Consider the following 24,021-nt stretch of genomic DNA (forward strand, 5'->3'; position numbering starts at 1 on the left):
GAGGCAAGGCGGCGGTTCGCGCCTTCCTCATAAACGGAAGCCGCGCCTGCGACGCGGCGAGTCCATGAAACGGTTGAAAAGCCTGCGGCCAAAAAAGGGCGGCTTCGAGAGCCGCCCTTTAAGCAATCCTATTCCCCGCCGCTTGCCGCGGCGGCTTCGCGTTCGGCCTTTTCCTTGGCCTCGAGGTCCTCGCCGGTTTCCTGATCGACGACGCGCATTGAGAGGCGGACCTTGCCGCGGTCGTCGAAGCCGAGAAGTTTGACCTTCACGCGATCGCCTTCCTTCACCACGTCGGTGGTCTTGTTCACCCGCTGCTTGGAGAGCTGCGAAATGTGAACGAGGCCGTCCTTGGCGCCGAAGAAATTGACGAAGGCGCCGAAGTCGGCGGTCTTCACCACCGTGCCTTCATAGATCATGCCGACTTCCGGATCGGAGGCGATCGACTTGATCCAGTTGATCGCCGCCTTGATCGAATTGCCATCGGAAGAGGCGACCTTCACCGTGCCGTCATCCTCGATGTTGATCTTGGCGCCGGTCTTTTCGACGATCTCGCGAATGACCTTGCCGCCCGAGCCGATCACGTCGCGGATCTTGTCGGTCGGAATCTTCATCGTCTCGATGCGCGGCGCGAATTCGCCGAGTTCGGCGCGCGAACTGGCGATCGCCTTGGCCATTTCGCCGAGAATATGCATGCGGCCGTCCTTCGCCTGGGCGAGCGCGACCTTCATGATTTCTTCGGTGATGCCGGCGATCTTGATGTCCATCTGCAGCGAGGTCACGCCATTGCCGGTGCCGGCGACTTTGAAGTCCATGTCGCCGAGGTGATCCTCGTCGCCGAGAATGTCGGAAAGCACGGCGAAGCGCTCGCCTTCGAGGATGAGTCCCATGGCGATGCCGGCCGTCGGCGCTTTCAGCGGCACGCCCGCGTCCATCAGCGCGAGCGAGGTGCCGCAAACGGTCGCCATCGACGAGGAGCCGTTCGACTCGGTGATTTCCGAGACGACGCGCAGCGTATAGGGGAACTCCGCCGCCGCCGGCAGCATCGGCCGAATGGCGCGCCAGGCGAGCTTGCCATGGCCGATTTCACGGCGGCCGGGCGAACCCATGCGGCCGGTCTCGCCGACGCTATAGGGCGGGAAGTTATAATGGAGCAGGAAGCGCTCCTTATAGGTGCCCTCGAGCGAATCGACATATTGCTCGTCTTCGCCGGTGCCGAGTGTCGCGACGACAAGCGCCTGAGTCTCGCCGCGGGTGAACAGCGCCGAGCCATGGGTGCGGGGAAGTACGCCGACCTCGGCGACGATCGGGCGCACGGTTTTCACGTCACGGCCGTCGATGCGCAGGCCGGTGTCGAGAATATTGTTGCGGACGACCTTGGCCTGAAGCTCCTTGAAGATTTCGCCGACCTGTTCCTTGGTGAACTTCGCCTCGCCGCCTTCCGGAAAAAGCGCGGCCATGACCTTCGCCTTCACCGCGTCGACGGCGGCGTAGCGCTCCTGCTTCACCGTATGCTTATAGGCTTCGCGCAGCTCCGCTTCGGCGATCTCCGAAACGGCCTTGGCGACCTCCGTCGTGTCGGCGATGATGAGATCGCGCGGGTCCTTGGCGGCGCGTTCGGCAAGGCGGATGATCGCGTCAATCACGGCCTGAAAGCCGCGATGGCCGGTCATCACCGCTTCGAGCATCGTCTCTTCCGAGAGCTCCTTGGCTTCCGATTCGACCATGAGCACCGCGTCCTGGGTGCCGGCGACGACGAGGTCGAGCGTCGAGGTCTTCATCTCCTCGATCGTCGGATTGAGCTTCAACTGGCCGTTGATATAGCCGACCCGCGCGCCGCCGACCGGCCCCATGAAAGGCACGCCGGAGAGCGTGAGCGCGGCCGACGCCGCCACCATGGCGAGAATGTCGGGATCGTTTTCGAGATCATGCGACAGCACCGTCACGATGACCTGGGTGTCGTTACGATAGCCGTCCGGGAATAGCGGGCGGATCGGCCGGTCGATGAGGCGGGAGATCAGCGTCTCGCGCTCAGAGGGACGACCCTCGCGCTTGAAATAGCCGCCGGGTATGCGGCCGGCGGCGAAGGCCTTTTCCTGATAATTGACGGTGAGCGGGAAAAAGTCCTGCCCGGGCTTGGGCGCCTTGGCGGAAACGACGGTCGCGAGCACGGTGGTCTCGCCATAGCTCGCCATCACCGCGCCGTCGGCCTGGCGGGCGACCTTGCCGGTCTCGAGCACGAGCTTGCGCCCCGCCCAATCGAGTTCTTCACGATGTATCTGGAACATGCAGGTCTTTCTCTCATGCCGCCAGCGGCTGGTCATGAGCAAGACGGCGAGAAGCTGCGGCAGCTATGTTTCATTAAAGCGTCGGCGCAGCGTCCGGCGATCCTGCCATGACGGCTCTGGCGTAGATGGACTGCGAGCCTCCTGGCTCGCAGCCCTCACAAGCGGGCTTCAGGCCCGCGGTCCAATGCGAGCCGGAAGGCTCGCGGTCCGATATGCGAGCCCGGAGGCTCGCGATCCTCTTGTCTTAGCGGCGGATGCCGAGCCGCTCGATCAGGCTCTTGTAGCGCGGTTCGTCGCGCACCTTGACATAGTCGAGAAGCTGGCGGCGCTGGGAGACGAGCTTCAGAAGCCCGCGGCGCGAATGATTGTCTTTCGCGTGGGTCTTGAAGTGTTCGGTCAGATTGGCGATCCGCTCGGTGAGAATCGCGACCTGCACTTCTGGCGAGCCGGTGTCGTTCGCCTTGGTGGAATATTCCTTGATGAGCGCCTGCTTGCGCTCCGCCGTAATCGACATCGTATATCCTTGATTTTGAGGGTGATCCGCGCTCCGCGGCCAGGGCCGGGATGTCGTCCAGCAGGGTCGCGCGAAAACGGAGCCGCCCCGGCGGGCCGGGGCGTGCGGGGGCCTTATAGCAGAAATGCGGGAGATGGATAGGGGGCCTACGCCTTCTCCATCGCCTTCAGCCGCTCCCCGAGCTTGTTGATTTCCGCTTCCGCGCGGACAAGCTCGGTGACGTCATATTGCACGCCGAGATAGTAGATCACCTCGCCGCGATTATCGAGCAGCGGCGTGAGATTGAGTTTGTTGAAGAATAACTCGCCGTTTTTCCGATAGTTGCGCAGCGTCACTTCGATGTGTTCATGCTTGCGTAAGGCCTCTCGCAGCCGCGCAAGCCCCTCCTGATCGCGGTCGTCGCCCTGCAAAAAACGGCAATTGCGGCCGATGATCTCGTCCTGGCCGTAGCCGGTCATGTTTTCGAAGGCCTTGTTCGCATAAACAATCGGCGCGTCGGGTTGATCCGGGTCAGCCAGCGTGACGCCATTGACGCATGAATCAAGAATTTGCGTCAGAATCTTCGGGATGATCCCACCGTCTTTTTGAACAAAGAACATCGCTCCAACCTCAATCTCATCCTGACGCGTCTGCGGTTTCTGCTGAAGGCGCGCCGGTTTCGAGAAGCGCCCGGATATTTTCGACGATCTGCTCCGCGCCGTCCTGCAATGCGGCGCGAATCAATTTCACGAAGGGTCGCATTGAAAGTTCGATCTCGCGCAATTCGAACGTGAAAATCAGCGTCGCGCCATCCGGTGCGCACTCGAATTCGTAAGAGGATGAAAAGGGTTCCGAGATTCCTTCCAAGGCGAGAAGGCGCGGACGTTCGACGGCCACGATTTCAAATGTGCTCTCACTGCGTATGCCCCGTTCCATCGTGACTTGACGCGCGGTCATTCCGACGCGCGCCGGCGCGGCTTCGCTTGGCTCCAGCTCCACGACTTGCGGACACCATCGCGGGTAATTGGCGAAAAAATCGCGGGCGACAAAATTGAAAGCATCGTCTCGTTGCCGGGAAATTACCGTTCTGGCGACGCCGCCGACCGCTGCAGGCCGCGGCCGGCTCAAACCTTGAAGATCGACGTTAAGTCCCAGCATGCGACGCCCTTGTTCAAAACAGGGTGGGCTCCCTCGGACGAGCTAGGCCTTTTCGGGCGACGGACAAGGGCGATTCTGGCGAGAACTTCCGCGTCGTCCAAAAACGAGGGCAAGTTGGCGAACATTGACTGTCTTCCGGGCGGCAAAAGCGCCCATCTTTCAATCGGGCGCGCGTGAGCCGTGCCCCATTGGGCTGCCGATTAAAAAACCAGCGAGGTAGGCGATGAGCGACGCGCCACATATCGAGAACCTGCTGTTGATCGCGGTTTTCGGTCTTTTCTCGGTCCTTCTGGTCGTGGAGAAATTCCGTCCTTACAAGAAATTCGCGGGCGCGGGATTGAAGGCGTCATTCTCCACCAACGCCTCGGCCTTCCTGATCAACAACGTCATCATGAATCTCTTGTCGGTTTCCAGCCTGCTCGTCGTCGCCGCGAATTATTCGAGCCATGGGTTGCTGTCGAGCTTGCCCGACGGGCCTTCGAAATGGATCGCAAGCTTCGTGCTGTTCGATTTCGCGGTGTATGCGTGGCATTATCTTGGCCACAAATCGGAAGCGCTCTGGCTGTTTCACAAGATCCATCACAGCGATAAGAGCTTTCACGTCACGACCGGGCTGCGGTTCCACGTCTTCGATCAGCTGCTGGAAGTCATCGTGAAATGCGTCTGCGCCGTCCTCATCGGCGCGCCGGCGCATGTCGTGGTGTCATGCGAAGTGGCGCGGATGTTTTTTGTGCTGTTTCACCACGCCAACATCACGATTCCCGGCGAGAGGATTCTATCCTATTTCATCATCACGCCGTCCTTGCATCGCGCACATCACTCGACGCTGCGCAGCGAACACGACAGCAATTATGGAATCGTCCTGTCGATTTGGGACATCATCTTCGGCACGCGAAAGGTTCTGACGCCGAAATCCATCGGTCTGGAGCTGATCGAGGCGGAAAACTTCATTCAGCTTTTCAGCTTGGCGTTTCTCACCGAGCGACGGCTTGCGCGCATCGTGCATCTCGTTCCGCGAAAGTCCCATTCGGAGGCCTAGGCCGCAAGCGCGCGCATTGCGCGCTCTGGTTTCTTCCGCGCTAATGCAGCGCGCTCTATGCGCCCTTATCGGGCTGCAGCAGCTGTGCGTCGCCCTGCAGCATGCGGGTAATGAAGGCGCGCGCCGCCGGCTTCTCGCTATTGGACGCAAGTCCCGACAGAAGTCCGAACGCGGCGCCGAGCGTGACGCCGACCAGCGCGCAGAGCGCGTAGATTTCGACGCGATTGGGGGTCTCGGCGATGGCCAGGGCCCCGAAGAGGCCGACCGCGCCGCCGCAGAGCGCGGCGAGCGCTTCGCGGTCGCCGGCGCGGGACCAGAAGGCGAGCGCCAGCGAGGGCGCGAGGCAGGCGGCGGACACCGCGAGCGCCGCCGCGACCAGCGAACCGGGCGTAAAGACCCCGGCGACGGCGGCGACATAAGCGAGCGTCGCGACGATGACGAGCGTGACGCGATTGACGGCGAGACGCCGGCTCGTCAGGTCGATCTCGCCGCGCAGCCGATACAGCGCGTCATGGCCGAAGGCGGTGGCGCAGGCCTGCAGGCTCGCCGTGGCGAGCGCCAGCCCGAGCGCCACCAGCGCCGAGGCGAGCAGCCCGGACGACGCCGCGCCGAGCTCCGCCGCCTGGGGCAGGAAGCCGAGCAGAAAATCCCCGTCGATCGGCCGGATGTCCGATGCGGCGAGCGGCGCGCCCGGCGCGTAGCCTCTCACGGCGCAGGCGCGCTGCGCCTCGGAAGGCCCGCGCACCGAATAGCCGCAAACGCTGATCAGCCCGCGCGCGCTCGCCTGATAGACCGTCTGCGGCAGGCGTTCCGCCGGTTGTCCCGCAGTCGCGCGGGAGAGCGACAGCGCCGAGGCGGCGATTGCCGCCGCCGCCAGCAGAGCGATGACGATGGTCCAGAACAGGGCGGCGACCCCGGCGCGCCGTGCGCTCCGCTTGTCGGCCGTCGTCAGCGAACTCGCCAGCACGGGAGCGAGCGTCGCGAGCCCGAGCGCCGCCGCCAAAGTGGTGGCGAGTTCAACCGGAACGCCAAGCTGCGCCGGGGTGATCTTCCAATTCGCCAGCAGGTTGGCGGCCTCGGTCGAGGCCTCGCCGCCGAAGATCAGCCCGGCTGGGAGAGCGTCACGGACGCTAAGCGCCGCGACCGGCCAGCCGAAGCCGAGCGTCGCCACGCCCGCCGCGGCGGCCGACGCCCACATGACGCCCGACAATCCGCCTGGACCGGCGATGATCAGGCTCGTCGCGGCGACGAGAAAGGCCGCGAAACCGCGATTAGCGCCGGTGAGGTCGACGAGCGCATTGACCGCGATCAGGCCGCCGGCGGCGGCGAGCAGCGTCGACGACAGGGCCACCGCGCCGATGAAGCCGACCCGCGCCGCCGCGCTCTGAAATCGCGCGCTTAGAAGTTCCGAGATCGAGAATACGCCGGTCTTGCGGAGCAGCGGTCCCAGATACAGCCCCGCCACGGCGAGTCCGATGAAGACGCCGGCGATCGCGCCCGTCGACCAGCTGCGTCCGGCGAGGCGAGCGCCGAAGGGCAGCATCAGGGCGACCACGATCGCGGCGTTGGCGAAGCCGGCATAGGCGGCGGGCAGCGCCCGGCCGGCGGTGTAATAGACCGACACCCGCATCGAATGCAGCAGAAAGCCGAGCGTGGCGAGACCGAGCACGGTGAAATAAGGCGGCGCGCCGCCGACAAAGCGCTCCGGCGCGCCCACGCGGTCAAGCAGCGCCGCGAAGGCGTAGGCGAGGAGGAAGCTCGCGGCCACAAAGGCGATTTTGGCGTCGAGATTGGCTCGATCGAGCAACGCCTGCTCGCTGGACCGGTCGGTCATTCATAGCCTCGCGCAAATCAAAAGCGGGCGAACTCTAGACGAGGCGGCTTCCCTGGCCAAGATGGCGCGTCGCCGTCAGGCGATCGACCTTGCATAAGATATAACGTAGCGGCTCAGTTTCTCTCTTAAGTCGCCAAAGGCCATGCCCATGCGGTTGTAGCCGATCGCCGCCGGAATCGCGGCGGCGAGCCCATAGGCGGTTGCGGCCAGAGCGTCGGCGATGCCGGGGGCGACGACCGCGAGACTCGTGTCCTGACTCTGCGCGATTCCGGAAAAGCTCGACATGATCCCCCAGACCGTGCCGAACAGGCCGACGAAGGGGCCCGCCGAGGCGACGATCGCCAGAACGGGAAGTCCGCTTTCGGCGTCGAGCATGAATTCGCCCGCGGCCCGGTTCATCTGCTGCAGCACGCGATCGCGCTTGAGATGAGGGGGTTCGTCGGGCAGTTCGACGTGCGACGCTTCCCGCGCCGCTTCGGCGATCGGCCAAAGCACGCCGATATCGCCCCCAGTACGGGCGCGATCCAACGCCTTAGACAGCCGCGCCAGCACAAAAACGCTGTCGATAATCAGCACCCAGGTCCAGACCGCCGCTGCAAGAAGCAGCGCCATCACGACTTTGCTCACCGGTCCGGCATAAAGGAACATGCCGAACGGCGACATCGGAGCAAATTCCATCGCAACGCCCTCCCGAGGCCTCGTCAGGCCTTATTGAAATGTGATGCCTTGCCGAGCGTATACCGGCGCGCAATTCGCCGGCCCGCGCGACGAGGCGACGATGCGCCGCGCCATCGCCGCATGGGCGGCGCTTCCGCCCGAAACCGAAATGCCCGAGAGACCGCCGCCGGCGTTCACATAGAAGGTGACGACGACTGACGCCGGTCCGAGGCTGGTCGCGGCGGGCGTATGTTCGCGGATTGACGCCGCGATCTGGGCCAGACAGGTGGCCTGGGCAGCGCCCGAACCATCGCCGCCGCCGCCGGGCAGTCCATAGCGCCCGGCAATGCGCGCTCTGCCCGCGCCCTGGCCGGTTCCGCCGGGAAGTCCGTAGCGCCGGCCGATCTCGTCCGCGCGGCCGCCATCGGTCGCGACCTCGCGTCGCTGCCGGGTTTTGTGCTCGGCTTGCTTGGGCTTCTCGTTCTTGGGCTTCTCGACCTTTTGCTTTTTCTCCGCCTTTGGTTTTTTCTGCGGCGCCTGGATCTCGTCTGGCTCCATGATCAGCGGCGGCGTCGGCTCATCCTCGATCATCTCCTCCATTCCCTCGTCGGTGAGCGAAACTTCTTCGACGGGCAGCGGGTCTTCCAGCGAATCGCCTTCAGGCGCGGGATCGCCCGCCTCCAGCGACACGCCTTCGGGGATAAGGTCTGCGTTGATGCCGCCCAAATCGACGATCGTTTGCGGCCAATAAATCCCTGAGGCGAAGAAGGCCAAAAATAGCCCGACGACCGCGGCGGTCGAGGCTGGATGCAACCAACGGGGCCGCAGTGGCGGACGGTCTAGCGCCCGCGCGCCTTTCAGCGAACTTGTCGTATTCTTTTTCACTATGAAGCGCTCCGCCGCCGACGCGCCTTGAATGATTTGCCACGATGGGCTTGTGAAACTTAACGCTTGAGCGCGTCGCGAGGCGATGCGGCTTTGTGTAACACCCTCGCTTCCCCCGGAAAAATCGCCGTTAAGCGAATCGACAGGCGGTCTCCTTTGGCCGATAAGCCGGCATGGCCGCTCCTCCAAATTCTCTCGCGACCGCCAGCGCGTCGGGCGTCTCTACCGCCATCGTCACCGAGGAAGAGGCGGGGATGCGCGTCGATCGCTGGTTCAAGCGGCGCTACCCCGCGCTCGCTTTGTCGCATCTCGCCAAAATCTGCCGCAAGGGCGAGGTGCGGGTCGACGGCAAGAGGGTCGAAACCTCGACCCGGCTCGAAGAGGGCCAGAAGGTCCGCGTGCCGCCGCTGCGGATCGAGACGCCTGCGGCTCCGGCAGTGAAGCGCGTGGACCCTAAGGACGCGCAGGCGCTGCAGGCGATGACGCTTTTCGAGGACAAGGACGTGCTCGTCCTCAACAAGCCCTATGGCCTCGCGACTCAGGGCGGCTCGGGCCAGACCCGCCATATTGACGGGATGCTGGAATCGCTCGCCAGGGGCGATACGCGCCCCGTTCTGGTGCATCGCCTCGACCGCGACACCTCGGGCGTGCTGCTCGTCGCCAAGAACCGGCGGATGGCCGCCGAGCTCGGCGAGATTTTTCGCTCGCGGCAGGCCAAGAAGATTTATTGGGCGCTGGTCGAAGGCGTGCCGAAACCGGCGCAGGGCCGGATTTCGCTCTATCTCGCGAAAGGCGCCGGGATGGAGAAATCGAGGGGCGGCGCGCGGGAGCTCGAGAAAATGCGCATCGCCAGACATGGCGAAAGCGACGCCCAGCATTCGCTGACCTATTACGCCATCGTCGACAAGGTCGCGCCGCGCTGCGCCTGGCTGTCGATGAAGCCGCTGACCGGCCGCACCCATCAACTGCGCGCCCATGCCGAGGCGATCGGCCATCCGATTTTCGGCGATCCCAAATATGGCCATCGGCCGGAGGACGAGGTTAGACGGCGCGATCCGCTGCGGGCGATGCCCGAGGGACTCGACCGCAAGCTGCATCTGCTCGCGCGACGGCTCGTCTTGCCGCATCCGAAGGGCGGCGTGATCGACGTGACCGCGCCGTTGCCGGACCATATGAAAAAGAGCTGGGAGCTATTCGGCTTCGACGTGAAGCGCCCCGACCCGATCGAGGACGCGCCGGATGCGTGAGGCGCGTATCAACGCGTCATGCCCGCGCTTGTCGCGGGCATCCACGCGGGACCGCTGCGCATATTCCGTCATTTGACCGAAGCCGCTCGGCGTGGACGGCCGGGACAAGCCCGGCCATGACGAGGCGGTGGGCGTTTCCTCCGGGGCGTCTTCATTAAGGACTGATAAATGTCAAAAGCGCCGACTGGCTTTGATGCGGATTTCTTCGTTCCCGCCAACGAGCGCGACCCTGTAAAGGCCGCGCGCGATCCGGCGCGCCCTCTACCCAAGCGCTTCTATAAGCAGGCGGTCGCCGCGCCGGCGGAAGGCGGTTACGGGATTTTCCTCGACGGCCGGCCGGTCAATACGCCCGCGCGTCGTCCGTTGGTCGCGCCGTCATTGCCGCTGGCGGAAGCGATCGCCGCCGAATGGGCGGGCCAGGGCGAGACGATCGATCCGGCGACGATGCCGCTCACCAAGCTCATGAATACGGCGCTCGATGGCGTCGCGGCGCAAATGCATGAGGTCGAGGCTGAGGTCGCCAAATATGCCGGCTCTGACCTGATCTGCTATCGCGCCGGGGAGCCCGAAAGTTTGGCTGCGGCGCAAGCCGCCGCCTGGGACCCGCTCGTCGCCTTTGCCCGCGACAGGCTTGGCGCCAGGCTCGCGCTCGCGGAGGGCGTCATGTTCGTCGCACAGCCGCAGGCGGCGCTCGACGCTATCGCGCGCGCCTTGCGCGACTATGTGGGGGAGGGCGCCGGCGCGTCGCTCAGGCTCGCGGCGCTCAGCGTCATGACCACGCTCACAGGTTCGGCGATCATCGCCCTCGCGACGGCGCTGCGCGCAATCGACGTGGACGCCGCCTGGGCCGCCGCCAATGTCGACGAAGACTGGCAAATGCGCGCCTGGGGCGCGGACGCCGAAGCCATGGCGCGGCGGGCGGCGCGTTTCGCCGAATTCGAGGCGGCGGCGACATTGGCGCGGCATTCGACGCCCCAATAATCGTCCGCCCGATTTTGAGGCGCCTTTATTCAAGGCTGCGGCCAATTCGCTGGCCGGGCGCTTCCTCTCTTGCTTTGCACAATCGCCTTTGTTACGGAACGCGCGGCCTGGAGTCGTTCTAAGGAAAACAGCCAAGGAAACGCTCCCGCGACCGGCCCTCGCCCCGCCGAAGTCGGACAAGACTCGATGCCCCTGCTGCTCGAACAATATCTGCCGCTGGTGATTTTCATCGCGCTTTCGGCGGTGATCGCCGGCGCGCTGCTCGTCGCGCCCTTCCTCCTCGCCTTCAAGGCGCCGGACCCCGAGAAAATGTCCGCCTATGAGTGCGGCTTCAACCCGTTCAACGACGCGCGCATGAAATTCGACGTGCGCTTCTATCTGGTTTCCCTTCTCTTTATCGTTTTCGATCTCGAAGTGGCCTTTCTCTTTCCCTGGGCGGTGGCCTTCAAGGAAGCGGGCGCCTTCGGCTTCTGGTCGATGATGGTCTTCCTCGGCGTGCTCACCGTCGGCTTCGTCTACGAGTGGCGCAAGGGAGCTCTGGAATGGGACTGATCGAGAAGGAAGGCGCGCGCCAGACCCTGATCGCGCCGCAGCCCAAGGGGCTGATCGATCCGCGCAGCGGCAAGCCGGTCGGATCGGACGACCCGTTTTTTCTTCATCTTAACGACGAACTCGCCGACAAGGGGTTTTTCGTCACCGCGACCGACGATGTCATCAACTGGGCGCGCACCGGCTCGCTGATGTGGATGACCTTCGGCCTCGCCTGCTGCGCCGTCGAGATGATCCAGGCGGCGATGCCCCGCTACGATCTCGAGCGATTCGGCTTCGCGCCGCGCGCCAGCCCGCGCCAGTCCGACTGCATCATCATCGCCGGCACCCTGACCAACAAGATGGCGCCGGCGCTGCGCAAGGTCTACGACCAGATGCCGGAGCCGCGCTACGTCATCTCGATGGGCTCCTGCGCCAATGGCGGCGGCTACTACCATTATTCCTATTCGGTCGTGCGCGGCTGCGATCGCATCATTCCGGTCGACGTCTATGTGCCGGGATGCCCGCCTTCGGCGGAGGCGCTCGTCTACGGCATGCTGCTGCTGCAAAAGAAAATCCGGCGCACGGGCACGATCGAGCGCTAGCAAATCGCGCAATGACGCCCGCCGTCATTGCGAGGAGCATAGCGACGAAGCAATCCAGCCAAGCCTCGCGACTCTGGATGCCTTCGCTTCGCTCACAATGACGGAAAAAAACGAGCGGTCGAGTCTGACGAATGGGATTGACGAATGTCGGCTGAATTGGAGACTCTCGGCGCGAACATCAGCGGCGCGCTTCCCGGCGCGATCACGGATGTGAAGTTCGCCTATGGCGAACTCACGCTGACCGTGGCGCGACCGCGCTGGCTCGAGGTCGCGACCTATCTGCGCGACAATCCAGACTGCCTCTTCGCGTGCTTCATCGACGTGACGGCGGCGGATTACCCCGAGCGCGCCGAGCGTTTCGACGTCGTCGCGCATCTTTTGTCGCCCAAACATAACCGCCGCATCCGCATCAAGACGCCGGCGTCGGAAGAGACGCCCGTCGCCTCGCTGACCGCGCTCTATCCCGGCGCGGATTGGTTCGAGCGCGAAACTTACGATCTCTTCGGCGTGATTTTTTCCGGCCATCCCGATCTGCGCCGCATCATGACCGACTACGGCTTCGACGGTCATCCGCTGCGCAAGGACTTCCCGATGACCGGCTTCGTCGAAGTGCGCTACGACGACGAGCAAAAGCGCGTCGTCTACGAGCCGGTGCGGCTCAGCCAGGAATACCGCAACTTCGATTTCCTCTCGCCATGGGAGGGCGTGAGTTACGACCTGCCAGGCGATGAGAAGGCGAGCAAGTGAGCGCGTCGAAATGAACGATCAAACACCCGCGCCGGTAAAACCCGAGTCCCAGGGGCTGCGCAACTTCAACATCAACTTCGGGCCTCAACACCCCGCCGCGCATGGCGTGCTGCGCCTGATCCTGGAGTTGGACGGCGAGGTCGTCGAGCGCGTCGATCCTCATGTCGGCTTCCTGCATCGCGGCACCGAAAAGCTGATGGAGGCGCGTACCTATCTGCAGAACGTGCCCTATCTCGATCGGCTCGACTATTGCGCGCCGATGAATCAGGAGCACGCCTTCTGTCTCGCGATCGAGCGTCTGCTCGGGGTCGAAGTGCCGCGCCGCGGCCAGCTCATTCGCGTGCTTTACGCCGAAATCGGCCGCTTGCTGTCGCATCTTTTGAACGTCACCTCGCAGGCGATGGACGTCGGCGCGCTCACCCCGCCGCTGTGGGGCTATGAGGAGCGCGAGAAGCTGATGGTGTTCTATGAGCGCGCCTCGGGCGCGCGCATGCACGCCAATTATTTCCGTCCCGGCGGCGTCGCCCGCGATCTGCCCGACCAGCTCGTTGAAGATATCGGCGCCTTTTGCGATCCCTTCCTAAAAGTCGTCGAAGACCTCGACGAACTCTTCATCGGCAATCGCATCTTCAAGCAGCGCAATGTCGATATCGGCGTCATCTCTCTCGAAGACGCGTGGAAATGGGGCTTCTCCGGCGTGATGGTGCGCGGCTCGGGCGCCGCCTGGGATTTGCGCAAGGCGCAGCCCTATGAATGCTACGAGGAGATGGAGTTCGACATTCCGGTCGGCAAGCATGGCGATTGCTATGACCGCGCCGTGATTCGTATGGAAGAGATGCGGCAGTCGACTTCGATCATGAAGCAATGCGTCGAGAAGCTGATGCGCGCCGACGGTCGCGGCCCGGTGCTCACGCCCAATCATAAGATCACCCCGCCCTCGCGCCGCGAGATGAAGCGCTCGATGGAGGCATTGATCCATCACTTCAAGCTCTTCACCGAAGGCTTCCACGTGCCGGCCGGCGAAGTCTACGCCGCGGTCGAGGCGCCCAAGGGCGAATTCGGCGTCTATCTGGTGTCGGACGGCGGCGACAAGCCCTATCGTTGCAAGCTGCGAGCGCCGGGCTTCGCGCATCTCTCAGCTATGGATTTTCTTTGCAAGAACCACATGCTCGCCGACGTTTCGGCGATTTTGGGTTCGCTCGACATCGTGTTCGGGGAGGTCGATCGATGAGTGGCAAGTTCCGGCCGACTCTCGACGAGCTTGCGCGCAACGGCTGGTCGACGCGCATTGCGGGTCAATCGCCTGCGAAAGAGGAGCGCAGATTTCTCAGGCCGACGGAAGCGTTCGTTCGCAGGAAGGTTGCGGTGTTTAAGTCGGCGTCGCGCGAAGAAGAACCGATTTCCATCGAGCCTTTCATGCTGCGGAGAGCGAAATAATGTCCGTCCGTCGTCTCGCCGAAGATCAGCCCGCAAGCTTCGAGTTCACGCCAGAAAACAAGGCGTGGCTTGACAGGCAGATCGCAAAATACCCAGACGGCCGGCAGGCGTCCATGGTCGTTCCGGCGCTGTGGCAGGCGCAAAAGCAGAACGACAATTGGCTGCCGCAGGCGGCGATCGAAAAAGTCGCTAATGCGCTCGGCATGGCGAAGATTCGCGTGCTCGAAATCGCGACCTTCTATTCGATGTTCAATCTGGCCCCGGTCGGCAAATATTTCATCCAGCTCTGCGGCACGACGCCATGCCTGCTCGCCGGCTCCGATGAGATCATCGACGTGCTGCAGCGCCGGGTCGGCCCTCAGCGCCGGGTGACCGACGACGGTCTCTTCTCCTGGCTCGAAGTCGAATGCCTCGGCGCCTGCTGCAACGCGCCGATGGTTCAGATCAACGATGATTATTACGAGGATCTGACGGCTGAGAATTTCGAGAAGCTTCTCGACAATCTCGCCGCCGGTCGTCCGGTGAAGACAGGCTCGCAGATCGGCCGCGTCTCTTCGGAGCCGCTTGGCAGGCTGACGAGTCTCACGTCGCTTTACGGCGACGGCGCGAAGTAGCGGAGGGAAGAGGAAAAATCATGCTTTCCGACGCGGATCGTATCTTCACCAATCTTTATGGCCTCGGCGACCGTTCGCTTGCCGGCGCGAGAAAGCGCGGCCAGTGGGACAACACCAAGGCGCTGCTCGACAAGGGCCGCGACGCGATCATCAATGAGGTGAAGGCGTCGGGCCTGCGCGGGCGCGGCGGCGCCGGCTTCTCGACCGGCCTCAAATGGTCCTTCATGCCGAAGGAAGTCGATCCCAAGCGGCCGCATTATCTCGTCATCAACGCCGACGAATCCGAGCCCGGCACCTGCAAGGATCGCGAGATCATGCGCAACGACCCGCATACGCTGGTCGAAGGCGCGCTCGTCGCGAGCTACGCCATGGGCGCCCACGCCTGTTACATCTACATCCGCGGCGAATTCATCGCCGAGCGGATCGCGCTTCAGAAAGCCGTCGACGAGGCCTATGAGGCGCGGCTGATCGGCAAGGACAATATCCACGGCTATCCGTTCGATCTTTATGTCCATCACGGCGCCGGCGCCTATATCTGCGGCGAGGAGACCGCGCTGCTCGAAAGCCTCGAGGGCAAGAAGGGCATGCCGCGCCTAAAGCCGCCGTTTCCGGCCAATGTCGGCCTCTATGGCTGCCCGACGACGGTCAACAATGTCGAATCGATCGCCGTGACGCCGACCATTCTGCGCCGCGGCGCCGTCTGGTTCGCCGGCATCGGCAAGCCCAACAACACCGGCACCAAGCTCTTTTCGATTTCCGGCCACGTCGACCGGCCGTGCAATGTCGAAGAGGCGATGTCGATTACCTTCCGCGAATTGATCGAAACCCATTGCGGCGGCGTGCGCGGCGGATGGGACAATCTGCTCGCGGTCATTCCGGGGGGCTCCTCGGTGCGCTGCGTGCCGGCGCATCAGATCATCGACTGTCCGATGGATTTCGACAGTCTCGTCAAGCTCGGCTCGGGCCTCGGCACGGCGGCGGTGATCGTCATGGACAAATCGACCGACATCATCCGCGCCATCGCGCGCCTCGCATATTTCTACAAGCACGAAAGCTGCGGCCAGTGCACGCCCTGCCGCGAAGGCACCGGCTGGATGTGGCGCGTCGTGCAGCGCATGGTCGAGGGCCGCGCGCACAAGAAAGAGATCGACATGCTGTTCGACGTGTCGAAGCAGATCGAAGGGCATACGATCTGCGCGCTCGGCGACGCCGCGGCCTGGCCGATCCAGGGACTAATCACGCATTTCCGCGACGTGATCGAGAAGCGGATCGATCAATATGCGGCCAATCCGCATCCCGATCCGATCCGCGTGGCGGCGGAGTGATGATCGAATTCATTGAGGCTTCGGAGAGAGCGAAGTGACCAAGATTCTCGTCGATGGCGTCGAAGTGGACGTGCCGGGGGAGTTGACGCTGCTGCAGGCCTGCGAGCAGGCCGGCGTCGAAGTCCCGCGCTTTTGCTATCACGAGCGCCTGTCGATCGCCGGCAATTGCCGCATGTGCCTCGTCGAGGTGAAGGGCGGCCCGCCGAAGCCGCAGGCTTCCTGCGCCATGTCGGTGAAGGATTTGCGCCCCGGTCCGAACGGCGCGCCGCCGGAAGTCTTCACCAAATCGCCGATGGTGAAAAAGGCGCGCGAAGGGGTGATGGAGTTTCTGCTCATCAACCATCCGCTCGACTGCCCGATCTGCGATCAGGGCGGCGAATGCGATCTGCAGGATCAGGCGCTGGTCTTCGGCGTCGACAGTTCGCGCTATCACGAAAACAAGCGCGCGGTCGAAGACAAATATATCGGCGTCCTGGTCAAGACCGAGATGAATCGCTGCATCCATTGCACGCGCTGCGTCCGCTTCACCGCCGAGGTCGCCGGCACCGGCGACATGGGCGCGATCGGCCGCGGCGAGGATATGGAGATCACCACCTATCTCGAAAGCGCGATGAGCTCCGAGCTGCAGGGCAATGTCGCCGATCTCTGTCCGGTCGGCGCGCTGCTGCCGAAGCCCCAGAACTTCCGCGGCCGGCCATGGGAATATCAGAAGACCGAGACGATCGACGTGATGGACGCGCTCGGCTCGGCGATCCGCGTCGACTCGCGCGGCCGCGAAGTGATGCGCATACTGCCGCGCATCAACGACCTCGTGAATGAAGAGTGGATTTCCGACAAGACGCGCCAGATCGTCGACGGATTGAAAACGCAGCGTCTCGACCGACCCTATATTCGCGAAAACGGCCGCTTGCGCCCCGCCTCCTGGCAGGAGGCGCTCGCCGCCGTCGCCGCCAAAACCAAGGCGACGCCCGCGTCGCGCATTGGCGCGCTGGTCGGCGATCTCGCCGCTCTCGAAGAGACATTCGCGCTGAAGCTCCTTGCCGAGCAGCTCGGAACGCCGCACCTCGATTGCCGCCAGGAAGGCGCCAAGCTCAATCCGAAATTCGGTCGCGCGTCCTATCTCTTCAATGCGACGGTCGCCGGCATCGAGCAGGCCGGCGCGGCGTTGATCATCGGCGCCAATCCGCGCAAGGAATCGCCCGTGCTTAACGCGCGCCTGCGCAAGCGCTGGCTAAAGGGCGACTTCAAGATTTCGCTCGTCGGCGAACGCGCCGATCTCACCTATGGCTATGAATATCTCGGCGCCGGTCCCGAATCGCTCCTGCAGTTCATCCGCTCCGCGACGCCGGTGGAGAAGCTGCTCGTCGTCGTCGGGCAGGGCGCTCTGGCGCGCGACGACGGCGAGGCGACGCTCACCCTCGCCGCTCAGGCGGCGCAAAAGCTTGGCGGAATCAGCGACGGCTGGAACGGATTTTCGGTTCTGCACACCGCCGCCGCGCGCGTCGGCGCGCTCGATCTTAAGTTCACGCCGGGCGCGGGCGGATTGGACGCGCGCGCGATGGCGAAGGCCGCCGCGCTCGACCTCATCTTCAATCTCGGCGCCGATGAAATCGCGATCGAGCCAGGCGCCTTCGTGGTCTATATCGGCGCGCATGGCGACCGCGGCGCGCATCGCGCCGACGTGATCCTTCCCGGCGCGGCCTATACGGAAAAATCCGGCCTTTACGTGAATACCGAAGGCCGCGTGCAGCGCGCCTTCCGCGTCGTCTTCCCGCCTGGCGAGGCGCGCGAGGATTGGGCGGTGTTGCGCGCGCTCTCTGGCGCGCTCGGCGCGCCGCTGCCCTTCGATTCGCTCGCGGCGCTGCGCCGGCGACTGGTCGAGGCGCATCCGCATCTCGCGCAAGTCGATGAGATCGCGCCCGGCGAAGCCGCGCAAATCATGGCGCTCGCCAATCATCCGGCGGTGGCGATGAAGGACCCATTCGTTCCGGCGATCGAGAATTTCTACTTCACCAATCCGATCGCCCGCGCCTCGACGGTCATGGCGGAATGTTCGGCGCTGGCGCAGGGCCGGCTCGCGCAAGCGGCGGAATAGGAGCTTTGGACGTGAGCGACGGTTGGATGAGCGCCATTTCGGATTTCTTCATCGCCTATCCGCTTGTTCTCGCGCTCGTGAAGAGCGTGCTGCTCGCGGTCGCGCTGCTGATCTATGTGGCCTATGTCATTCTCGCCGACCGCAAGATTTGGGCGGCGGTGCAGCTGCGTCGCGGACCCAATGTCGTCGGTCCCTGGGGGCTTTTGCAGAGCTTCGCGGATTTCATCAAATTCGCGCTCAAGGAGCCGGTGATTCCGGACGTCGCCAACAAGGGCATTTTCCTGTTCGCGCCCTTCATCATGGCGACGCTGTCGATCGCCGCCTGGGCGGTGATCCCCGTCGCCGACGGCTGGGCGGTCGGCGATATCAATGTCGGCATCCTTTATATTTTCGCGCTGTCCTCGCTCGGCGTTTACGGCGTCATCATGGGCGGCTGGGCGTCGAACTCGAAATATCCGTTTCTCTCGGCGCTGCGCTCGGCGGCGCAGATGGTCTCCTATGAAGTCTCGATCGGCTTCGTGATCATCACCGTGCTGCTCTGCGCCGGTTCGCTCAATCTGACCGACATCGTCGCCGCGCAGGACACGTCCTACGGCATGGCCGGCTGGTACTGGCTGCGCCTCTTTCCGATGTTCGTCATCTTCTTCGTCTCGGCGCTCGCCGAAACCAATCGCCCACCGTTCGATCTCGTCGAGGCGGAGTCGGAACTCGTCGCCGGCTTCATGATCGAATATTCGGCGACGCCTTACGTCCTGTTCATGCTCGCCGAATATGTGGCGATCGTCACCATGTGCGCGCTGCTGACGATCCTCTTCTTCGGCGGCTGGCTGCCGCCGGTCAATGTCGCGCCCTTCACCTTAGTGCCGGGCGTGATCTGGTTCACGCTGAAAGTGAGCTTCTTCTTTTTCTTCTTCGCCATGGTGAAGGCCTTCGTGCCGCGCTATCGCTATGATCAGCTGATGCGTCTGGGCTGGAAAGTCTTCCTGCCGATCTCCCTCGCCATGGTCATCCTCGTCGCCGCCGTGCTGCAGTTCTGGCCGGCGGGACCGGCAGGCAGTTGAGGCCGTCATGAAACTCGATCAAGCCGCCAAGTCGCTCTTCCTTTCGGAATTCGTCGGCGCGTTCATTCTGTCGATGCGGTACTTCTTCAAGCCGAAGGCGACGATCAACTATCCGCATGAGAAAAATCCGCAATCGCCGCGCTATCGCGGCGAACACGCGCTGCGCCGCTATCCCAATGGCGAGGAGCGCTGCATCGCCTGCAAGCTCTGCGAGGCGATCTGTCCGGCGCAGGCCATCACCATCGAAGCCGGACCGCGCCGCAACGACGGCACCCGCCGCACGACGCGCTACGACATCGACATGGTGAAATGCATCTATTGCGGCTACTGCCAGGAAGCCTGCCCGGTCGACGCGATCGTCGAGGGGCCGAATGCGGAATTCTCGGTCGAGACGCGCGAGGAACTCTACTACACCAAGGAGCGTCTGCTCGATAATGGCGACCGCTGGGAGCGCGAGATCGCGCGCAACATCGCGATGGACGCGCAATACAGGTAATTAGAAGAGACGCGAACGAACACGCCGCATCGGCGCAGTGAGGACGACGAACGTGCAGGCCGTATTTTTCTATCTCTTCGCGACGATCATGATCGCCTCGGCGGGCGTCGTCATCTTCGCGCGCAATCCGGTGCATTCGGTGCTGTTTCTCATCCTCGCCTTCTGCAACGGCGCGGGATTGTTCCTGCTCGCCGGCGCCGAATTTCTGGCGATGATCCTCATCGTCGTCTATGTCGGCGCGGTCGCGGTGCTGTTCCTGTTCGTCGTCATGATGCTCGATGTCGACTTCGCCGCGTTGAAGCAGGGCTTCATCAAATATCTTCCGATCGGCGCCGCGGTCGGCGCGGTGGTGCTCGCGGAGCTCGGCATGGTGGCGATCGGCTGGAGTTCGGCGCCTTCGGCGAGCGAGGCCGTCGCCAATCCGATCATTCCGCAGATGAGCAACACGGCGGCGCTCGGGCAGATCCTCTACACAAAATATGTGATCTTCTTTCAGGCCTCGGCGCTGGTGCTGCTCACCGCGATGATCGGCGCGATCGTGCTGACCCTCCATCATAAGCCCAACATCAAGCGTCAGAAAATCGATGAGCAGAATGCGCGCACGCGCGAGAATGTGATCGAGATCAAGAAAGTTCCGTTCCGGACCGGCGTCTAACGAGGATTCGCATGCTAACCATCGGCCTTACGCATTACCTCGTCGTCGCCGCGATCCTGTTCACGCTCGGCGTCGCCGGAATCATTCTCAACCGCAAGAACATCATCGTCATCCTGATGTCGGTCGAGCTGATTCTGCTATCGGTCAATCTGAACTTCGTCGCCTTCTCGCAGTCGCTCGCCGATCTCACCGGACAGGTGTTCGCGCTCTTCGTGCTTACCGTGGCGGCGGCCGAGGCGGCGATCGGCCTCGCGATCCTCGTCGCCTTCTATCGTAACCGTGGCACGATCGCGGTCGAAGACATCAATTCCTTGAAGGGCTGACCGCAAGATGATTTACGCCATCGTCTTTCTTCCGCTCGTCGGCTTTCTGATCGCGGGCGCGTTCGGCCGCTGGATCGGCGCGCGCGCTTCGGAACTCATCACCACCGGCCTGTTGATGGTCTGCGCCGTCCTGTCGTGGATCGTCTTCTTCGACGTGGCGCTCGGCCATGATCACGGCTATGCGCCGATTCTCGCCAATTGGATGACCGTCGGCGCGCTCAAGGTCGATTGGGCGCTGCGGGTCGATACGCTGACCGCGGTGATGCTGGTCGTCGTCAATACAGTGTCGAGCCTCGTCCATCTCTATTCAGTCGGCTATATGCACGAGGATCCGCATCGTCCGCGTTTCTTCGCCTATCTGTCTCTCTTCACCTTCGCCATGCTGATGCTGGTGACCGCCGACAATCTGGTGCAGATGTTCTTCGGCTGGGAAGGCGTCGGCCTCGCCTCCTATCTTCTCATCGGCTTCTGGTATCAAAAGCCCTCCGCCAACGCCGCGGCGATCAAGGCGTTCGTCGTCAACCGCGTCGGCGACTTCGGCTTCGCGCTCGGCATTTTCCTCGTCTTTCAATTGACCAAGTCGCTCAACTTCGACGAGGTCTTCGCCGCCGTTCCGGGTCTCGAAGGCCAGCCGATTCACGCCTTCGGCCTTGACGTCGACGCGTTGACGCTCGCGGCCTTCCTGCTGTTTATCGGCGCGATGGGCAAATCGGCGCAATTCTTCCTGCACACCTGGTTGCCGGATGCGATGGAGGGCCCGACGCCGGTCTCGGCGCTCATCCATGCCGCGACCATGGTGACCGCGGGCGTGTTCATGGTCGCGCGTCTCTCGCCGATCTTCGAATATGCGCCGACGGCGCTCGAATTCGTCACCATCATCGGCGCGACAACCGCCTTTTTCGCCGCGACGGTCGGTCTCGTTCAAAACGACATCAAGCGGGTGATCGCCTATTCGACCTGTTCACAGCTCGGCTATATGTTCGTCGCTGAAGGGGTCGGAGCCTATTCGCTCGGCATCTTCCATCTGTTCACGCATGCCTTCTTCAAGGCGCTGCTGTTTCTGGGCGCGGGCTCGGTCATCCATGCGATGCACCACGAGCAGGACATGCGCAACATGGGCGGCCTGCGCAAGGACATCCCCTTCACCTTCGCGATGATGACGATCGGCACGCTGGCGCTGACCGGCTTTCCCTATACGGCGGGCTATTTCTCCAAGGACGCGATCATCGAGGCGGCCTTCGCCGCCGGCGAACATCGCACCACGGCGATGATCGGCTTCGTCTCGACGGTCGTCGCCGCGGGGCTGACCTCATTCTATTCCTGGCGGCTGGTGTTCATGACCTTCTTCGGCCATCGCGCCGCCCATGCAATCGCCGAGAGTCACGCGGAAGACGAACCGGCGGCGCAAGACGCGCATCATCACGGGCAGGATGATCATGCGCATGACGATCACGCGCATGACGATCACGGCCATCATGCGCCGCATGAATCGCCGTTCGTCATGCTGCTGCCGCTGGCGGTGCTCGCCGTCGGCGCGCTTGGCGCCGGCTATGTCTTCGAGCCTGATTTCGTCGGCCACGCCTATGCGGAATTCTGGAAGGGCGCGCTCTTTAGCGGCGAGCACAATGAGATTCTGCATGAGATGCACGCCATCCCCGCATGGGCCGGCTATGCGCCGACCGCGATGATGGTTTTGGGCTTCCTTATCGCGCTCTATGTCTATGTGCTGAAGCCCGGAACCGCGCAGGCGCTGGCGCGGGTCTTCCCGCGTCTCTACCAGTTCCTGCTCAACAAATGGTACTTCGACGAACTTTACGACTTCCTGTTCGTTCGCCCTGCCTTCGCCATCGGCCGGCTGTTCTGGAAGGGCGGCGACGGCGCGATCATCGACGGTCTCGGACCTGACGGCGTCGCCGCGCGGGTCGCCGCCGGCGCACGGTTCGCCGTGCGTCTGGAGACCGGATACCTTTACCATTACGCATTCGCCATGCTGATCGGCGTCGCGGCGATCGCCACTTACTTCATCGCCGGAGGATTGCGCTGATGTTCGGTTTCGGCATTCTCTCCGGCGTCGTCTTCCTGCCGCTTGTCGGCGTCGCCTTCCTGCTCACCCAGAAGGACGACAATGAGGCGAGCCTGCGCAATATCCGCTGGGCGACGCTCGTAACGACGCTCGCGACCTTCGCCCTGTCGCTGTACATCTGGTCGGGGTTCGATACCACGAGCGCGGCGTTTCAATTCGTCGAGGAGAAAAACTGGCTCGGCTCCGGCCTCGTCTACAAGATGGGCGTCGACGGCTTTTCGATGCCCTTCGTTCTGCTGACGACCTTCCTAATGCCTTTCGCCATTCTCGCGTCGTGGGATTCGGTGCAGAAGCGCGTCAAGGCCTATATGATCGCGTTTCTGGTGCTCGAGACGCTGATGGTCGGCGTGTTCTGCGCGCTTGATCTCGTGCTGTTCTATCTCTTCTTCGAGGGCGGCCTGATCCCGATGTTTCTCATCATCGGAATCTGGGGCGGCAAGCGGCGCGTCTATGCGAGCTTCAAATTCTTTCTCTATACGCTCGTCGGCTCGCTGCTCATGCTGGTCGCGATCCTCGCGATGTACGGCAAGGCCGGCACGACCGACATCACGGTGCTGCTGAAGACCGATTTCCCCAAGGACATGCAGACCTGGCTGTGGCTCGCCTTCTTCGCCTCCTTCGCGGTGAAGATGCCGATGTGGCCGGTGCATACCTGGCTGCCTGACGCCCATGTCGAGGCGCCGACCGCAGGCTCGGTGATCCTTGCGGCGATTCTCTTGAAGATGGGCGGCTACGGCTTCATCCGCTTCTCGCTGCCGATGTTTCCCGACGCCTCGACCAATTTCGCGCCGCTCATCTACGCGCTGTCGGTGATCGCGATCGTCTATACGTCGCTCGTCGCGCTGGTTCAGGAAGACATCAAGAAGCTCATCGCCTATTCGTCCGTGGCGCATATGGGCTATGTCACGATGGGCCTCTTCACGCTGAACGCTCAGGGGATGCAGGGCGCGATCTTCCAGATGATCAGCCACGGCTTCGTCTCCGGCGCGCTGTTCCTTTGCGTCGGCGTCATCTACGACCGCATGCATACGCGCGAGATCGCCGCCTATGGCGGCCTCGTCAACCGCATGCCGGTCTATGCCTTCGTCTTCATGCTGTTCACAATGGCCAATGTCGGCCTGCCGGGGACGACGGGCTTCATCGGCGAATTCCTGTCGCTCGCCGGAACATTCCAGGCCAACACCTGGGTGGCGCTGATCGCGACGAGCGGCGTCATCTTCTCCGCGGCTTACGCGCTCTATCTCTATCGCCGCGTGATTTTCGGGGCCTTGGAAAAGGCGAGCCTGATGACCATCACCGATCTCACGGCGCGCGAGATCGCGATTTTCACGCCGCTTGTGCTGCTCACCATCTATTACGGCGTGCAGCCGCAGGCGATTTTAAGCGCGACGCAGGCGTCGGTCGACAATCTCCTCCAGACCCATACGGCGCTCGTCGACGCGATTAAGCTCGCGGCCGCTGGCCAATGACGGA

Annotated in this window: 23 protein-coding genes; 16 read left to right on the forward strand and 7 right to left on the reverse strand. The window is 63.2% G+C overall.

Going from position 1 to position 24,021, the window contains the following annotated elements; all coding sequences use genetic code 11:
* Positions 1-128 precede the first annotated feature (128 nt).
* The 4 genes from pnp to U1E20_RS13400 all read right to left on the reverse strand — a co-directional run bounded on the left by pnp (position 129) and on the right by U1E20_RS13400 (position 3,936).
* Positions 129-2,285 carry a polyribonucleotide nucleotidyltransferase gene (gene pnp / locus U1E20_RS13385; protein ID WP_409981123.1) on the reverse strand — a complete coding sequence of 719 codons (2,157 nt, stop codon included), beginning with the start codon at positions 2,283-2,285 and terminating at the stop codon, positions 129-131.
* Between the two features lie 244 nt (positions 2,286-2,529).
* Positions 2,530-2,916, reverse strand: coding sequence for a 30S ribosomal protein S15 (rpsO, locus tag U1E20_RS13390; RefSeq protein ID WP_409981292.1), 387 nt, complete (start codon positions 2,914-2,916; stop codon positions 2,530-2,532).
* Positions 2,917-2,945: 29 nt separating this feature from the next.
* Positions 2,946-3,398 carry a PAS domain-containing protein gene (locus tag U1E20_RS13395; protein ID WP_409981124.1) on the reverse strand — a complete coding sequence of 151 codons (453 nt, stop codon included), beginning with the start codon at positions 3,396-3,398 and terminating at the stop codon, positions 2,946-2,948.
* 16 nt (positions 3,399-3,414) lie between these two features.
* Entirely contained in the window at positions 3,415-3,936 is a 522-nt protein-coding gene (locus tag U1E20_RS13400; protein ID WP_409981125.1) for an SRPBCC family protein, read from the reverse strand.
* A 223-nt stretch (positions 3,937-4,159) separates the two neighbouring features.
* Between U1E20_RS13400 and U1E20_RS13405 the strand changes: the two genes are divergently transcribed.
* The gene (locus tag U1E20_RS13405) at positions 4,160-4,975 is read left to right on the forward strand and encodes a sterol desaturase family protein (RefSeq protein ID WP_409981126.1); all 816 of its coding nucleotides are present in this window, start codon (positions 4,160-4,162) and stop codon (positions 4,973-4,975) included.
* Between the two features lie 55 nt (positions 4,976-5,030).
* Here U1E20_RS13405 and U1E20_RS13410 read toward each other — a convergent pair whose 3' ends face one another.
* From U1E20_RS13410 to U1E20_RS13420, 3 genes are all read right to left on the reverse strand, one after another.
* Entirely contained in the window at positions 5,031-6,809 is a 1,779-nt protein-coding gene (locus U1E20_RS13410; RefSeq protein ID WP_409981127.1) for a sodium:solute symporter, read from the reverse strand.
* 75 nt (positions 6,810-6,884) lie between these two features.
* On the reverse strand, positions 6,885-7,487 hold the full coding sequence (locus U1E20_RS13415; RefSeq protein WP_409981128.1) for a MotA/TolQ/ExbB proton channel family protein: 603 nt from the start codon (positions 7,485-7,487) through the stop codon (positions 6,885-6,887).
* Positions 7,488-7,517: 30 nt separating this feature from the next.
* Positions 7,518-8,351 (reverse strand): hypothetical protein, encoded by an 834-nt coding sequence (locus U1E20_RS13420; RefSeq protein ID WP_409981129.1) that lies wholly within the window; start codon positions 8,349-8,351, stop codon positions 7,518-7,520.
* A 173-nt stretch (positions 8,352-8,524) separates the two neighbouring features.
* On the opposite strand from U1E20_RS13420, the gene U1E20_RS13425 reads away from it, so the two are divergent.
* The 15 genes from U1E20_RS13425 to U1E20_RS13495 all read left to right on the forward strand — a co-directional run bounded on the left by U1E20_RS13425 (position 8,525) and on the right by U1E20_RS13495 (position 24,017).
* Complete coding sequence (locus U1E20_RS13425) at positions 8,525-9,598, forward strand: RluA family pseudouridine synthase (protein ID WP_409981130.1); 1,074 nt, start codon at positions 8,525-8,527, stop codon at positions 9,596-9,598.
* Between the two features lie 168 nt (positions 9,599-9,766).
* Entirely contained in the window at positions 9,767-10,579 is an 813-nt protein-coding gene (locus tag U1E20_RS13430) for an ATP12 family chaperone protein (protein WP_409981131.1), read from the forward strand.
* 186 nt (positions 10,580-10,765) lie between these two features.
* Positions 10,766-11,131 carry an NADH-quinone oxidoreductase subunit A gene (locus U1E20_RS13435; protein WP_409981132.1) on the forward strand — a complete coding sequence of 122 codons (366 nt, stop codon included), beginning with the start codon at positions 10,766-10,768 and terminating at the stop codon, positions 11,129-11,131.
* Positions 11,122-11,712 carry a NuoB/complex I 20 kDa subunit family protein gene (locus U1E20_RS13440; RefSeq protein WP_409981133.1) on the forward strand — a complete coding sequence of 197 codons (591 nt, stop codon included), beginning with the start codon at positions 11,122-11,124 and terminating at the stop codon, positions 11,710-11,712. The genes U1E20_RS13435 and U1E20_RS13440 overlap by 10 nt, the downstream gene beginning before the upstream one ends.
* A gap of 144 nt (positions 11,713-11,856) precedes the next feature.
* Positions 11,857-12,459: an NADH-quinone oxidoreductase subunit C gene (locus tag U1E20_RS13445; RefSeq protein WP_409981134.1), complete on the forward strand. Its 603-nt coding sequence runs from the start codon at positions 11,857-11,859 to the stop codon at positions 12,457-12,459.
* 10 nt (positions 12,460-12,469) lie between these two features.
* Entirely contained in the window at positions 12,470-13,690 is a 1,221-nt protein-coding gene (locus U1E20_RS13450; protein ID WP_409981135.1) for an NADH-quinone oxidoreductase subunit D, read from the forward strand.
* 205 nt (positions 13,691-13,895) lie between these two features.
* Entirely contained in the window at positions 13,896-14,510 is a 615-nt protein-coding gene (gene nuoE, locus U1E20_RS13455; RefSeq protein WP_409981136.1) for an NADH-quinone oxidoreductase subunit NuoE, read from the forward strand.
* Between the two features lie 20 nt (positions 14,511-14,530).
* Positions 14,531-15,835: an NADH-quinone oxidoreductase subunit NuoF gene (nuoF, locus tag U1E20_RS13460; RefSeq protein WP_409981137.1), complete on the forward strand. Its 1,305-nt coding sequence runs from the start codon at positions 14,531-14,533 to the stop codon at positions 15,833-15,835.
* Positions 15,836-15,869: 34 nt separating this feature from the next.
* Entirely contained in the window at positions 15,870-17,930 is a 2,061-nt protein-coding gene (gene nuoG / locus U1E20_RS13465) for an NADH-quinone oxidoreductase subunit NuoG (protein WP_409981138.1), read from the forward strand.
* Positions 17,931-17,956: 26 nt separating this feature from the next.
* Positions 17,957-18,991: an NADH-quinone oxidoreductase subunit NuoH gene (nuoH, locus tag U1E20_RS13470; protein ID WP_409981293.1), complete on the forward strand. Its 1,035-nt coding sequence runs from the start codon at positions 17,957-17,959 to the stop codon at positions 18,989-18,991.
* Between the two features lie 7 nt (positions 18,992-18,998).
* On the forward strand, positions 18,999-19,487 hold the full coding sequence (gene nuoI, locus U1E20_RS13475; RefSeq protein ID WP_409981139.1) for an NADH-quinone oxidoreductase subunit NuoI: 489 nt from the start codon (positions 18,999-19,001) through the stop codon (positions 19,485-19,487).
* A 52-nt stretch (positions 19,488-19,539) separates the two neighbouring features.
* Complete coding sequence (locus U1E20_RS13480; RefSeq protein ID WP_409981140.1) at positions 19,540-20,142, forward strand: NADH-quinone oxidoreductase subunit J; 603 nt, start codon at positions 19,540-19,542, stop codon at positions 20,140-20,142.
* An 11-nt stretch (positions 20,143-20,153) separates the two neighbouring features.
* Positions 20,154-20,465 carry an NADH-quinone oxidoreductase subunit NuoK gene (gene nuoK / locus U1E20_RS13485; protein ID WP_409981141.1) on the forward strand — a complete coding sequence of 104 codons (312 nt, stop codon included), beginning with the start codon at positions 20,154-20,156 and terminating at the stop codon, positions 20,463-20,465.
* A gap of 7 nt (positions 20,466-20,472) precedes the next feature.
* Positions 20,473-22,509, forward strand: a complete 2,037-nt coding sequence (gene nuoL / locus U1E20_RS13490) for an NADH-quinone oxidoreductase subunit L (protein WP_409981142.1) — start codon at positions 20,473-20,475, stop codon at positions 22,507-22,509.
* Positions 22,509-24,017 (forward strand): NADH-quinone oxidoreductase subunit M, encoded by a 1,509-nt coding sequence (locus U1E20_RS13495; RefSeq protein ID WP_409981143.1) that lies wholly within the window; start codon positions 22,509-22,511, stop codon positions 24,015-24,017. Before nuoL ends, U1E20_RS13495 begins: the two co-directional genes overlap by 1 nt.
* The last annotated feature ends 4 nt before the right edge of the window (positions 24,018-24,021 follow it).

Source organism: Methylocystis sp. (assembly GCF_046349115.1).
GTDB lineage: Bacteria > Pseudomonadota > Alphaproteobacteria > Rhizobiales > Beijerinckiaceae > Methylocystis.